Origin of the sequence: Vibrio sp. M260121, assembly GCF_036533715.1 — a bacterium.
Lineage (GTDB): Bacteria > Pseudomonadota > Gammaproteobacteria > Enterobacterales > Vibrionaceae > Vibrio.
Genome location: NZ_JATABF010000031.1, coordinates 1 through 15,058, shown reverse-complemented (window position 1 = coordinate 15,058; position 15,058 = coordinate 1). Strand labels below are relative to the sequence as shown.

The following is a 15,058-nucleotide window of genomic DNA, read 5'->3' as shown; positions in this document are numbered from 1 at the left end:
TAACATCGGATTGGTTTAAAACAAAGCAAACAAACAGAAATTTTGGATTTTTGTTTGACTATATTTCCTGAATCCGTAAAGTAGCAACCAACGCAGCGGGGCAGAGCCTTTAAGCGTAAACAATTTGGCGCCTTGGCAGAGTGGCTATGCAGCGGATTGCAAATCCGTGGACCTCGGTTCGACTCCGGGAGGCGCCTCCAAATTCTTAAAAAGAGACGTCTTTATGGCGTCTTTTTTTATACCTAAAATTCCTCTCAGTAAGTTCAATCATCAAATCTAATGACTCTTGATGTTAACTCGGCAACCAACTTAAAACGCAGTGAAAATTAATTGACGTCATTTGTGTGAATATACTTCAAAGTTATGCAACTTCACTCAAATTTAATCTATTGAATATGGAATGCTTATCACGAGTGCGTTTTGTTAAGATTTTTAAATGAGTCACATTTTTATGAATCTGTAAAATAACCTTCATATCATTCAAAAGTACCAGCCTCTTTTTGCCATCTGGCTTTTCATACCTTATCAAAGCCGAAAATTTGTTTATTTGTTTCATGAACTAACAGACCTATCCACACGAGCAATTTCTGTGACTAAACCAGAATTATTCGTCCTTTATTTCAGTAGTCTAAATAAAACCCCTGTAGAGAAAAATAAGCCGTGACTTGCACGTTTTTGACGTGTGGTCTCGTTGGATAACAAATATTTCAGGAGCAATAACGTGCTACGAACAAAGAAAACAATCGTCAGTATTCTCGTCTCAATGGCGATGATCTCAGGCTGCAACGACTCAGACAGTGATACGATTTCAACCAGCCCTATTCCTTATTTTGCTGAATGGACGAATGTCGATAGTGCCATCAAGAAAGATGATGCAATGGAGGCGGAAATCCAGCGTATCCTTACGCTAATGACGCTGGAAGAAAAGGTGGGGCAAATGATTCAGCCAGACCTTCGTGAAGTCACTCCGGAAGAAGCGAAAACTTATAAGTTAGGTTCTATCCTAAACGGCGGAGGCGGCTTCCCAAATGACGATAAATACTCAACCGCGCAAGATTGGGCGGACGAAGCGGATAAGTTCTGGCTGGCGCTAGAAGAAGCTTATGCAGAGAGAGGGTTCCGAATTCCTTTTATGTGGGCAACCGATGCGGTTCATGGCCACAACAACGTTTTTATGGCGACGGTATTCCCTCACAACATTGGTTTGGGTGCAGCTCGTAACCCTGATCTGATTGAAGAAATAGGAAAAGCGACCGCAAGAGAGGTTGTTGCGACCGGTCTTGATTGGACATTCGCACCGACCGTTGCGACACCACGCGATTATCGTTGGGGACGTGTATACGAAGGCTACTCGGAAGATCCTGAAATCGTGTATGAATACGCGAAGCGCATGGTGGAAGGCATTCAAGGTGGTGAAGAAGGCTTAAAAGGGGACACCAACGTAATCTCTAACGTGAAGCACTGGGTCGGTGACGGCGGTACGTTGGGTGGTGTTGACCATGGTGAGAACCGTTACACAGAAGAGTACCTACGCAATATCCATGCAATGGGCTACATCGGTGGTTTGAATGCAGGCGCACAAGTGGTGATGTCTTCATTTAACTCATGGTGGAGCGATGCGAACTACGATCCTATGGTCGGTATCGACGGTGCTGAGGATGGTGGCGATTACATGCAAAACCAGAAAATCCACGGCTCACAATACCTGATTACTGACGTCTTGAAGGGCGAATTGGGTTTTGACGGCTTAGTCGTCACAGACTGGAACGGACAAGGTGAGATCAACGGCTGTACAGCAGCAAACTGCCCGCAAGCTGTAATCGCAGGCAATGATGTGTTTATGGTGACCTCGCGTAACGATTGGCAAGCGTTCTACCAAAATGTGATTGACCAAGTAAACGCAGGCATTATCCCAATGTCTCGTATTGATGATGCCGTAACCCGTATTCTCCGCGTCAAAATGCGTGCAAACCTTTGGGAGAAACCTAAGCCATCTGAGCGTTCGTTAGCGGGTGACCAATCCGTGCTTAGCGCGCCAGAACACGTTGCTATTGCCCGCCAAGCAGTTTCAGAATCGTTAGTTCTATTGAAGAACCAAGACCAAATTCTACCTTTGAAATCAGATGCGAAATTCTTGGTAACGGGTTCGGCTGCCAATGACATCACCAAACAAACTGGTGGTTGGTCGCTTACTTGGCAAGGTGATGGCAACACGATAGAGAAAGACTTCCCGAACGCACAAACCGTGCTTATGGCAATGCAGCAAGAAGTTGGTGAAGAAAACGTCTTTACTGATGCTTCAGCAACAACACCTGAAGAAGCTATTGCGCTTGTGGTTATCGGTGAAGATCCCTATGCAGAAATGTTTGGTGACATCAGCAAAGCACAAACACTTGAGTTCTCGAAGCTAAAAGCCTCTTATCAAGCGGATCTTGATACGATCAAAGCACTAAAAGAGCAGGGATACAAAGTGGTTACGGTATTCTTCTCTGGGCGTCCGCTTTACGTAAATGAAGAGCTCAACAACTCTGATGCATTCGTTGCAGCTTGGCTGCCGGGAACGGAAGGTTTAGGTATTACGGATGTACTGTTCGCAAAAGATGGCGCGGATTTCAAAGGCAAACTCTCTTACTCGTGGGGCGTTAAGAAGTGTTCGACCACAATCAACCGAAAGGCGCCTAATATCCCTAACTACACAACACCAATTGATGGCATAAACGGTGAGTTGATTGAGCAGGATATTGAAGGTGAACATAAACCGTTATTCCCTTATGGTTATGGTTTGAACTACGCGAACCAGACCGATGTCCCAGCGCTGTATGAAGACTTAAACGACATTCCACTCGACCCACGTGATTATGGCTGTGGTATGGACGAGCCAGACAATGGTATTGCTGAGTTCCCATTAGAGATCTTCGGTAAAGACGCAAAAGGTGAGTTTGTTGCGAGAATGTCTGGCAGTGCAAATGGTTGGGCTGGCGTGGAAATCAGTAAAGACACCACCACAATCGGCTCAGTGACGACGAAAGGCATTAACTACGATGGCATGCAGCAGTCAGCAATCAACGTGAAATTCTCTGGAGAAACTGGCGATTTCGTAGGTAATTCAGCCGCACAAATTTACATGCAAACGCCAGATGAAAAGGGTTCCGACTACAACAGTTACATGAATGCCGATTCGACTTTGGAGTTTGATATTCGCATGGTAACCACAGCGCCAGAGAGCTTAGTGCTGTCGACACACTGTGAGTATCCTTGTCGCGGTGAGGTAAACATCAACAAAGTCTTACCTGAACCGTCAGATAGCACTTGGACGACGGTCAAAGTACCGCTCCAGTGTTTGAAGGACACAGGGATGAGTTTCCAAATGTTGAACACGTCATTCTTGATGTATTCAACTGAGGCTGTGGAGTTTGATTTGGGTAAGATTCGTTATGTTCCGAACCCAGATGGATTACCTGAGGATGCAGTTAGCTGTGAAGACATGCTTGATGAAGCGCTACCACCATTGACGGGGGACATGTACAACATCATTACCGACTTTGGTGCGCAGATAAATACCTCAGACCAATACACGACAGAAGGCTGGGGACCTATCCCTGACGGTGAAACCCACATGACGGCAACACAAACTGCTGATGGTGCATCGGTTACTTATAACAACGCGAGTCCAGAGGCTTACAAAGGCCTGTTGCATTTTAACTTTGATGCACAGAACTTAGAAAACTTTGCTGAAACGGGTTCGTTGGTGTTTACGGTGAACGCATCGACGTTGGGGGCACAAAAGCCTGACAACGATCAAACCGGATTGGTGTTGAAGCTGGCGAATGCTGATGGTGATACCGGTGACATTTTTGTCACTGAATTGGCTGGGGAGAATACTACGTTGAATACGGATATTAAAGTGACCGTGCCAATGTCCACCTTCGCCGAGAAGTTTGATAACAAGTACTGGGCTCAAACCGTTAAAACTTTCACTATCTTCCCCGCATGGGCAAATACCCAAGCTGGCGTAGAGTTTGAAATCAGTGATATTCACTTCACGAAGTAAACAGACCGTCTAGGAACGTTACTCAATTAAGTAGAAACAAGGCGAGCCTTATTAGCTCGCCTTTCTCGTTGGTAGGCTTAAAAAGCCAAGTGTGAACTTTCTTGCGGCAATCTGTGCGAAATCTCTTTAGAATGTCTTCTTCGACAAGGAAGCAGTGAAGACACATGAGAAATACCGACGACTACATTATTTTCTATCATTTGGTTGAACAGGGGTCATTCAGTGCCGCTGCAAGACAAATGGAACTCACTAAGTCGGTCGTCAGTAAGCGCATTGCCAAATTAGAGCAGGAGATAGGTGTTCAACTGCTTTATCGAACCACTCGCACGCTAAAACTGACAGAAGCAGGGCAATCCTTCTTCGAACATGCGCGTAGCGTTTACCAAGCCGTCGCAACTGCAGAAGAATCCATTGTTGGCTTAGGCAAGAACCTATCCGGCAATATCAAGATTACGGTACCTACCATCTCTGGTGAACTTATCCTTCCTACGGTTATTTCTGAATTCAACCAAGCTTACCCTGATATCAACATTGATATGGAACTGGACAACCGGTTTGCTGACATCGTCAACGAAGGTTTTGACCTTGCTATTCGCACTGGGGTTTTACCAGACTCAAGCCTAATCGCACGCAAGCTTGTTGATGCAAACTGGATTGTGTGTGCATCGCCTAAGTACGTCGCCAAACATGGCAGACCAAAAACGCCGGACGATCTCACTAAGCACAACTGTTTGGTTTACGCCTATCAAGAGACAGGTGCACGTGAGTGGGTTTTCAAGCGTGATGATGAGGTGTATCAGGTTAAGGTAGATGGGAATCTATGTACCAATAACTCATCTGCGTTACGTAACGTCGCTTTGCTAGGGCAAGGTATTATTTATGTGCCTCGGGTGCTGGTTTATGAAGACTTACAGCAAGGCAAACTGATTCAGTTGTTTAAAGACGAAACAGCTAAGTGCTTGGGTATTTATGCCGTGTACCCATACACTCGTCAGCAACCAGAAAAGATTAAGATCTTTATCGAGCATCTCTATCAGTGCTTTCAACGTCGTAGCCATCAATTCTAGTGGCTCAACTTTTCTCAAAGGAGTGATTCTCCTTTGATTGAAGGGATTTGCTCTAAATTTTAAACTCTCCACTCTAACTATTTTCTTCACTGATCGGCAATGTCACAGCCATATAACGCTGCTATAACGTCATGGTATTCACATGTTGTGGCTTTGTTCTGACTCAATATTCTGACAAGGTCAGGAATACAAAGCCTTGTCATCCCTTTTAACTTTCTTGTTCTTCGATATCGTGCACATTTGTTAACAATGTACTTTGCTATTGTTTCTTTTTGGAAACGATAAGTTTCTTTGTTGATTTTACAGTTCTAAGAATTTTAAGTAATTGAATGTATGGGTAATTAATGTAGTTAACTTGATCTGAGCGTCGTTATCGGACTTTGGTGGCATGGACGTTCAGATTCGGACTACTTATATTGGCCGGGCATAATAACTAGAGATACGGATATGAAACAGAAGCAGCTCATCGACGCGTTTGTCACCATTGTCGGGGAAGAAAATGTCCTTACCGATCAAATCAAAACCAAGTATTATCGCAGCGGTTTTCGCTCAGGAAGCGGCACGGCGTTGGCGGTGGTTTTTCCTAAGACTCTGCTAGAGCAGTGGAAGGTCATCCAACAATGTGTCGACAATAATTGCATCATCATCATGCAGGCGGCTAAGACGGGTCTGACCGAAGGCTCAGCGCCAAGTGGTAGTGATTACGACCGCGATGTGGTGGTGATCAATATCACCAAGATGAAGCAAATCTATCTGTTAGACGGGGGTAAGCAAGCCGTTTGTCTTCCGGGGGCGAGTCTGCATTCGTTAGAAAAAGAGTTGCGAGCAGTTAATCGCGCGCCGCATTCGGTGATTGGTTCTTCTTCTCTTGGAGCAACCGTTGTAGGTGGCATTGCAAACAACTCTGGTGGCGCTTTGGTTAAACGTGGTCCGGCTTACACAGAGTTAGCCATATTCGCTCAGGTGGACAAAGACGGTAAGCTCAATCTTGTTAACCACCTTGGTATTGAAGGGTTAGGCTCGACGCCTGAAGAGATCTTACAGAATATCCAAGATGGTAACTTCGACCCAGACAAAGTGATTCATGATGAACGTATGGCGTCGGATAAAGAATACGACGAACGTGTTCGTGATGTGACTTCTGATATTCCATCGCGCTTTAATGCCGACGAACGCCGTCTGTACGAGGCGAGCGGTTGTGCGGGTAAGCTTGGCGTGTTTGCTGTTCGAGTCGATAGCTATCCAATCCCTGAGAAAGAGCAGGTGTTCTACCTAGGTACTAACGATCCAGATAAACTGACCAAGCTGAGAAAAGACTTCCTTACTCAATTCGAAAACTTACCAGAAATGGGTGAGTACCTTCACCGTGATATCTTCAACATGGCAGAGAAATACGGTAAAGACGTTTTCCTTTCTATCGATTTATTAGGCACAGACAATCTGCCTAAGATGTTCTCGCTGAAAGCTAAGGTTGAAAACTTCCTAGAGCGTGTGCCGTTGGTCAGCAAATACCTGCCAGATACTATTCTCTACTACGCAAGCAAGTTATTCCCGCAGCATTTACCAAAGCGCATGTTGGAATTCCGTGATAAGTACGAGCACCATCTTGTACTTAAAATGAGTGACGGCGGAATTGCCGAAGCGCAGAAATACCTAAAAGAGGTGTGGGCGGCTGAGCACGATAGTGACTTCTTCGAATGTACACCAGAAGAGGGCAAGAAAGCGTATCTTCACCGTTTTGCAGCAGCAGGTGCAGCAATTCGTTACGAAACCATTCACCGCAAGGAAGTGGAAGACATCGTTGCTCTCGACATTGCGTTACGACGTAACGATGAAGAATGGTTAGAAACATTACCTGACGAAGTAAGTAAGAACCTCGTTAAGTCTCTCTATTATGGGCATTTCATGTGTTATGTGTTCCACCAAGACTATGTCTTTAAAAAGGGCACAGACACCAAGCTAATGAAGAAACTGATGCTGGAGCACCTAAATAGTCGCGGTGCGAAATACCCAGCAGAACACAACGTAGGGCACCTATACGAAGCAGAAAACTCGCTACAAAAGTTCTATCACCAACTTGACCCGACCAACACCTTTAACCCAGGCATAGGTAAAATGGACCGCTACAAGCGCAACTGTAACTGTTGTGCTTAGAAGTTAAGAGTATTGATTCTAGGAGCCGCTGACATACGCGGCTCTTTTTGTTTTTTACCTTGTAATCCTACAGAGGAAGTCTGTTTAGAGGTAGATCACATGGAATCCAGCCTTTCGAATTAATAATTCAGTATTGTGTGGCTTTCTATCATGATGATTTAAAAATGCATTTTAAAAACTATCAGTTTGAGTTATGAATTGTTTGGTTTTTAATCGTTCTGTTTGGTAATATTTCCTTCGTCAAATATTTAAAGGAAGTAATAAGTATGAAATTGAATTAATAATTATAAGGATTTTATATCCGCATCGTTGCATTGGTTACTTACAGCGCCCTACAAAATTAAAGTTAAGGTTAAATATAACTCAACATAACCTTGGGTCACTTACGCTTTAAATTTAATACCTATTACGTTCTATTTCTTTATATGTGGCTTAGATACGCCATGTGAAGTTATAGTAATGTGAGCCACTCTACCTAGATTTTCATTTTATTAAATAGGTGAGGGCTTTATTGCCCATTGTTTTTGGCAATGTCTGACTTGGCTGGGTAGCTTGCTGTAGTGGGAGTGCAAGTAAATTAGTACCCCGTTTTGACTTGAATCCCAAGTCATAAGACGTTGTTGTTTTCTATCCATAATAAGATATAAATCTAAAATATAATTATGTTTGATTTTAATAATTACTTACCAGTTAATGGTGTTAATTTAAATAAAAGATTCGTTCAAAAACTTGCTGTTATATCCCTTGCTATATTTTCGTCAAACACTTTGGCTGCATATATAAATGATGTGACGAACCAAAATACTCATCAACATCACTACCACATACATTCTGATGTACATGAATCAAAAGAGAAATTGTTTGCTGATAAGAAAAATCTAAAACGAAAAATACAGCAGAAGAACTCAGACCTATTGGTCGCAATTGATAATTACAAGAATAATGATGGCGAAGCTAAATTACGTTATTTTTCAGAAGCATTAATGTTGCTCAAGTCGAGACAGGAAACTATTGCACAATTGGCTGACATCGACTCAGACCTTGCAACAAAAGTCGCTTTTAACAACAAGCAGCGCAAGCTTATTCCATCAGAACTTCAAGGCTTTGTTGAGCAAGAGCAGCAGTTAGAAGGCGCTTTGGAAGTGTTTTATGAAGATGACGAAAAAACGCACTCCAGTCGTCTTCGTTATATCTTGAATTCTGGTAACACACGTATCGAAATTAAATTTCCCAATCATGCGTTCGCGAAGCGCTTGAAGGATGGCGTCAAAGTACGCGCTAACGGTCTCAGCATCAAGCAAACGGGTAAGAAATTAGATGTATTAGCATTGAACGAGGAGCCATCTAACTTATTGGTTTTGGCCGATGGTAGTAACACAACTTCTACGGACGGGGCTGACTCGGCACAAGTGACCGCGAGTTCATTTGGTGAACAGCGTACTTTGGTGATGTTATTAAACTTTCTAGACAACACTCAGACACCATGGGCAGTCGAAGAAGTGCGAGAGTTAGTATTTGGGCAGGTTAATGACTTCTATAAAGAAAACTCTGATAACCAAGTATGGCTAACGGGAGACGTGGTTGGCTATTACACGCTACCAATGAACACAACGTGTGACACTTGGGCAATTCATACAACCGCTGAAGACGTGGCTTTAGACAATGGCGTTAGCTTTGGTGATTATGCGCGTATTCTATATGTGTTCCCTGAAAACTCATCGTGCGGGTGGACCGGCAAAGGAACGGTGGGGGGGAATCCTTCTAAAGCGTACGCAAATGGCTCCCTTACTTTGCGCACCGTCGGACATGAGCTAGGACATAATTTTGGTCTGCATCACGCCAAAGATCTCGATTGTGGCTCAGACATTATTGGTGAACGATGTGCGTCGGCAGAATATGGTGATGCGCTCGATATCATGGGTATGTCCGGTATTACAGGCCACTTCAATGCGTTTAGCAAAGAACTTTTAGGCTGGATTACCACAGGTTCAGGAAACGTCCTTTCCGTCGAGGCTGACGGCAGCTATTTACTTGAACCTGTTGAAACACCGCGTAGTGGTGGTGCCAAAGGTTTGAAAATTCGACGTGGTACTGATGACGTGACTGGGAAACCTTTGTGGTACTACCTCGAATATCGTCAAGCGATTGGGTTTGATAGTTTTGTGGAAGGTAAGTCGGGTATTACAGGCGGTGTTATTTTCCACTTAGCGACGAAGGATGACCCACAAAGTAACTTGATGCTAGATATGATTCCAAATAGTGGTCTAAGAGATCTTGATGATTCAGCGTTGCTTGTTGGCCAAACGTATTCCGATGTTCAAGCGGGCATTACCATCACAACAGAATGGGCAGATGGAAATGCTGCCAGCGTACGTGTGACATTTGATAATGACCGGTGTGTGCAAGCAAGCCCTTCCATTGCTCTTAAATCCAGTCAAGTGGTGAGTGGCGTTGCTGGTTCCTCTGCCTCTTATAAGTTGAATGTGACGAACAACGATACGAATGCTTGTTCGTCATCTTCATTCAATGTGGGTGCTAATGTGCCTTCTGGTTGGTCTTCAACCCATGAATCTTTGACATTGGTTCCGGGTGAATCGAAAGCGGTAGAAATTAGCGTAGCGTCGAGCGATTCAGTACAAGAAGGCAGTTACGACATACTGCTGAAGGCGGAAAATAGCACTGATTTAGCAAGTATTCCAGCGGTTTATCAAATTGAACCAAGCGTTCAGGCGTGTGAGATGGCTAATCCAACGTTAACGCTCGTTGCAAACTCAGCGGCAGAATTCGAACCGGGAGCAATAGCTAACTACACCGCAACCATTACCAACAATGATAACCAAGCGTGTGAGCCAACGAATTTTCAAATCAATGCCAATGTGCCTGAAGGGTGGAGCACGACTAGTAGCGTTGCTTCACTTGCTTCGGGTGAAACGACATCTATTAGTTTGAGTGTTACTTCTGACGTTTCGGCCGAAGCAGGAAGTTACAGCATTGACGCGATAGCAACCAATACACGAGACGCAAGTTATAATGCGCGAGCGAGCAGTGTGTACAAAGTGGCAGAAGTGACGCCTACTTGTGAGCTAAGCCCTCCGTTGTTGACGTTTTCTTCTTTGATTCAAGAGGGGAATGCCGGTGACACCTTGGTGTATTCCGCAACGTTGACGAGCCAGAATGGTCCTGAATGCGACTCTGTGTCGTACACAATCTCTGCGGATGTACCAAGTGGGTGGAGTAGCTCGACTCGCCAGCTATCGCTTGAGTCCGGACAGAAGGTGAATGTTGAGGTGATAGTTACTTCTGCAGAGAATGCAACCGAGGGTGAGTATTCGATTCAAGTTCATGCGCTATCAACGGAAAGCGATGAAGGCGTGGCTAATGGCGTTGTCGAATATCGCATCCTAGCGATCGCAAACTTATCTCCCATCGCCAGCGACGACTCAGTTGTGTTGACGGCAAAAGAGGTGACTGAGGTTGATGTACTTGCGAATGACAGTGATCCTGATGGAGATAAACTGCAAGTCGTTGGCTTTACTCAAGGCTCTAAGGGATCAGTCAGTTTAAACAGTTCTGGGCGCTTAGTTTATTCACCGGCGAAGAAGTTTAAAGGGAGTGATAGCTTTAGCTACACCATATCTGATGGTCAAAATACAGCGACCGCACTGGTTTCCATCCAGTTAAGCAGCACAAGTGGGGGCGGTGGTAATAAAGGAAAAGGAAACAGTAAATAGAGTTTGTTGAGCTGCGCGATAGAGGAGGCAATAGCGAAAGTTATTGCCTCTTTTGGTTTATATTAGCGCAGAGTTAAGTGGCTATTTAGGCACTTTAAGAAGATCGTCAAACAGCGCGGAGAATACGTGATAATCTTGCGCACCAACAACCAGTTGCGCGCCTACTAATTGGCCATCTTCAATACGTCCGACAACAAAACTTGGCGTCCCCCGAATACCAAGAGTGGATGCAAGGGCAATGTCGTTTTCTACATTTTTTGCCATTTGAGGATCTTCAAGACACGCGGAGAACTTGTCGATATCCAGCTTTAAGTCACTTGCGGTTTTTTGGTACAAAGCGGTATTTAAGTTGCGCATATTTGAAAACAAAGCGTGTCGCATTGGCCAATACTCACCTTGCTTAAAGCTACAATTGGCAGCAATTGCGGCACCTTTAGCTTGTGGATGGAATCCCAGTGGAAAGTCTCTTGTTAAGTACTTAACTTTTCCTGAGTCGACATAGTTTTCTTTGATCTTTGCGAATGTGTTGTCGGTGAAGCGTTTGCAGTAAGGGCATTGGTAGTCAGAAAACTCGATGATCGCGATTGTCGCGTTGTCAGCGCCCATAGACGGAATGGTTCCATTGCCATCAAAGTCTTTTTGATCGGGTAAAGTCCTGAATTTTGGTTTGGCCGCTTTGGCTGCATTTTCTTTAGCTAACTCAATGTCTGAGTTAATGCTTTCAACCTGCGCTTTTAAGTCTTTTACTTCTTGTCTTAATGCGGCTAATTCGGATTCAACTTTCTCATCATTGGCTGGTTGACAACCAATGACCAGCGCAACCGACAGCAGCATAACGTAAATGCTTTTTCCATACTTCAACATAGTGATATCCCCTTGTATGGATTGAGAAAAGGGGCAATGACGCTGCCCCTTTAATGTTAAGAACGTGAAGTTCTCTGTGTTGGTTACTCGACAGTGTTGACTTCGATAGATACGAAGTTGGTTAACGCATCACCATCATCGTCTTCAACCGTTGCTACAATACCGTCTAGTACACCTTGCGCTTGGAAGGTAATAGGATCGGTATTTTCCAGACCAGGTCGAAGTTCTACGGTAAACGCACAGGTGTAAACGTTGTTGCCTGAACCGCTGTAACCGAGTTCTTGTCCGATGTTACAAGGTGGATACGTCATACCACTGTGGGTGCCGCCTTGAGTATTAAAGATGGTAAAGTTGGCATTGCCATTACCATCGATAATATCAACGCCACGCAGAGTCAAACCAGTTAACTTGACATTGTCCACTTCAGACGCGTTGGTAAGTTGAATAATAACCAAACCACTCAATGCGAATGCGATATCCGTATCTGGAGCAAGTGGATCAAACGTTACTGTAGCATCATCCATTGCGCTTACACCTAGACCGTCTTCGTCAGTACCATTAATAGTGGCGACGTTAACGTGACTATCACCGGCATTGCCTTGGACTTGCAAAGTGATGGTACAGCTTGCTGTTTCGCCTGGGTCTAACTCAAACCCGTTTAACCCGGTTGGCGTGATAGCGCCGCCATTTTTCATGTCTACCATACAGTCGTCAGTGAGTGTTCCGAAACGGTCGTCATTCAGGCTAGAGAAGACCACAGTGTCGGATGTTGAGACGTCATCTATTGTGTCTTTGACCGTGAAGTAGAAGGTGTAATCAACATCTCTGAACAAGGTTGGATTATCGCCTGTCTCAAACACTGATGTTGGATTGGCTGTTTTTTCTAGCGTAATCATAGAAGGAACATCAAGAACCATGATGGTGTGAGAATCCATAGCATTGGCTGTGTCATTCTCGTTGTCTCTCGCGATTGCTGTCACTGTATTTGTGAAACTATCACCTGCATCGCCAGCAACAAAGACGCTTAGGGAACAGCTGTATGTTGCACCAAATGCTATCGTTACAGGGTTATCAAGACAGTTACTCTCAGCCCCAATTGCGCTTAGATCACCATAGATGGTGTCGACTAAGCTCACGAGTTCGATAGGAGAATCAAATGTACCGGAGTCGTTAGTCACGTCGAACGTAAATGTGACATTTTCTCCAGGCTCAAGTACTTCATTTTTATCCGCTGACTTAACTACGCTAATCGCTGGTGGGATATTGGTAATCTGGACTTGTCGTTCGACACTACAACGATCGCCAAGTGCCGCGTTGCCAACCCCAACGGGACAAGTATCGCCGTTCACAACAGGATCGCCGTTCTTGTCTTGTAACGTTACTTTGACAACGTCTTTATAGAGTTCAGGGTTTGGTATATCCGGAAGGTCACTATCTACGACAAAGACTTTGAACTCACAACTGTAGGTTGCGCTCGGAGCTACTTCATACAGAGGTGTACCGACTGGACAGTTAGTCGATGTCAGATAAACACCGTCAGCCATAGCAGGGCCAGAGGTCGCTCCCCAAAGATCGAAGCTAACGTCATAAGTGCCATCGCCGTTGATGTCGATTTCATCGGTTAATGCACTAATGAATAACGATGTTTGAGCGTTAGGGTTAGTGAAACTTAGATTAAAGGTAAACTCGCCGCCTGCTTCTGGGTGAGAGCTAGGGGCACCTTCAGATTTTACGATATCTGGTGGTGATGGTTTGATGAACACATCAATATTAAAGGTGTCACAGTTACATTTAGATTTGGTATTTGGGATCTGACCAGCGTACGGATCTTCATCGATCGTACAGTTATCTCGTTCTTGATTATCCCATGCTGCACAATAGGTAAAGTCGGCTCGGTTGTCGCCGTCGTTATCTGAACAGAGCATGGTAATGGTTTCGTTAAGCAGTGTGTATTCGTCCGGACCGAAAGCTTTAGTGATGTCACCACAAGCATCGCCATCTAACTGAGCATCAGCAGTCTCACCACTTCCTCCTGGCACGGGCAGAATCATGCTACAGTTTCTAAAGTTACCTTGAACGACCTGAGGGCTAGCCTCAGTTAAAGGAAGATAAAAGGTGGTGTCGTATCGTTCGTTTGCGTTGGTTCGCACGGTAACGTCAGCTTGGAAAGAGAAGGTATCTCCAAGGTTACATTCTGCATTCGGATCGACGGGAATCACTTGCGTGATCTCAACGTCATTAGCGGTACAGTTTAAAGCATCTCTTGGTAATGAGTTTCCCGGCTCTTGCAAATAAGCATCTGCCATACAGAGTTTTTCTGTTGGTGAGAGGTTATAGGCTTCCGCTTGAGCAGGAGAATGACTCGTTACGCCATACAATGCCGCCGAGCTAACAAAGATGACACTCATCACTTTGCTTAATCGGCTGTGTATTAATCGTTCCATCATTGACCTTCTTTTTATTCGAAAGTTTGAACAAGAGGGCTACATGAACGCTGAACACACCATAGTGTCTAAGGCATAACTGACACTTTATCAGCGACTTAAGTAAAGAACCCTCATTCCTTGACCAAAAAAGCCTTCGAGGTGACGCTAGCAATATTCACCTAAGAGACTATCCATTGGTTGCCCACTTAAGAGCAAGAAATGAACCAAACCTTAAGTTATTGAATTTGTTTATTAACTAATGAGTTTGTAGCCAAAATAACTGTTAAGAGGTGTACACAGTGTTCACTTCAGTGAGACAGTTATTTAAGTGATGGATAAAAGTTTATGTTTATCTGATAGATAGCGAATTTGGGGCAGTTGTTCTCTGAGTGAACACTGGTTAACAGGTTGCTTGACTTAGTTCGATGACGGAACAAGTTAATTATTCATGGACAATTATTGGACTGAACGATGGTGATTTATCCGAAAAGGGCACTTAGTGTTCACTTGATTGATAAATATAAGAATTTTTGTTGACCTAAAATCTTAATCCGTTAAAGTACGCCTCGTTCTCACGGTGAAGGTCGTTAGAACAGATGGTGTTACCATCGCATTGATTGCGTTGCCCTGGTGGTGGAATTGGTAGACACAAGGGATTTAAAATCCCTCGACGTTCGCGTTGTGCCGGTTCAAGTCCGGCCCGGGGCACCATCCGAAAATTGAGTGGGTGAATTTAATATCCCGCCGTCGAGTTGACCGGCCGAG

At 44.4% G+C, this 15,058-nt stretch carries 6 protein-coding genes and 2 tRNA genes; 6 read left to right on the top strand and 2 right to left on the bottom strand.

Going from position 1 to position 15,058, the window contains the following annotated elements:
• Positions 1 to 126 precede the first annotated feature (126 nt).
• The 5 genes from QTO06_RS16340 (at position 127) to QTO06_RS16320 (ending at position 11,003) form a co-directional block, all read left to right on the top strand.
• Positions 127 to 200, top strand: a tRNA-Cys gene (locus tag QTO06_RS16340).
• A 563-nt stretch (positions 201 to 763) separates the two neighbouring features.
• A complete protein-coding gene (locus QTO06_RS16335) occupies positions 764 to 4,051 on the top strand; it encodes a glycoside hydrolase family 3 protein (RefSeq protein WP_331409000.1) in 3,288 nt (1,095 codons plus the stop codon).
• Between the two features lie 164 nt (positions 4,052 to 4,215).
• Positions 4,216 to 5,118: a LysR family transcriptional regulator gene (locus QTO06_RS16330; RefSeq protein WP_038899523.1), complete on the top strand. Its 903-nt coding sequence runs from the start codon at positions 4,216 to 4,218 to the stop codon at positions 5,116 to 5,118.
• Positions 5,119 to 5,565: 447 nt separating this feature from the next.
• Complete coding sequence (dld, locus tag QTO06_RS16325) at positions 5,566 to 7,272, top strand: D-lactate dehydrogenase (RefSeq protein WP_331408950.1); 1,707 nt, start codon at positions 5,566 to 5,568, stop codon at positions 7,270 to 7,272.
• A gap of 914 nt (positions 7,273 to 8,186) precedes the next feature.
• Positions 8,187 to 11,003 carry an Ig-like domain-containing protein gene (locus QTO06_RS16320; protein ID WP_331408999.1) on the top strand — a complete coding sequence of 939 codons (2,817 nt, stop codon included), beginning with the start codon at positions 8,187 to 8,189 and terminating at the stop codon, positions 11,001 to 11,003.
• A gap of 81 nt (positions 11,004 to 11,084) precedes the next feature.
• Here QTO06_RS16320 and QTO06_RS16315 read toward each other — a convergent pair whose 3' ends face one another.
• Positions 11,085 to 11,867 carry a DsbA family protein gene (locus QTO06_RS16315; RefSeq protein ID WP_009705332.1) on the bottom strand — a complete coding sequence of 261 codons (783 nt, stop codon included), beginning with the start codon at positions 11,865 to 11,867 and terminating at the stop codon, positions 11,085 to 11,087.
• An 83-nt stretch (positions 11,868 to 11,950) separates the two neighbouring features.
• Positions 11,951 to 14,314 carry a hypothetical protein gene (locus QTO06_RS16310; protein WP_331408948.1) on the bottom strand — a complete coding sequence of 788 codons (2,364 nt, stop codon included), beginning with the start codon at positions 14,312 to 14,314 and terminating at the stop codon, positions 11,951 to 11,953.
• Between the two features lie 603 nt (positions 14,315 to 14,917).
• On the opposite strand from QTO06_RS16310, the gene QTO06_RS16305 reads away from it, so the two are divergent.
• Positions 14,918 to 15,004 (top strand) — tRNA-Leu (locus tag QTO06_RS16305).
• Positions 15,005 to 15,058: the final 54 nt, after the last annotated feature.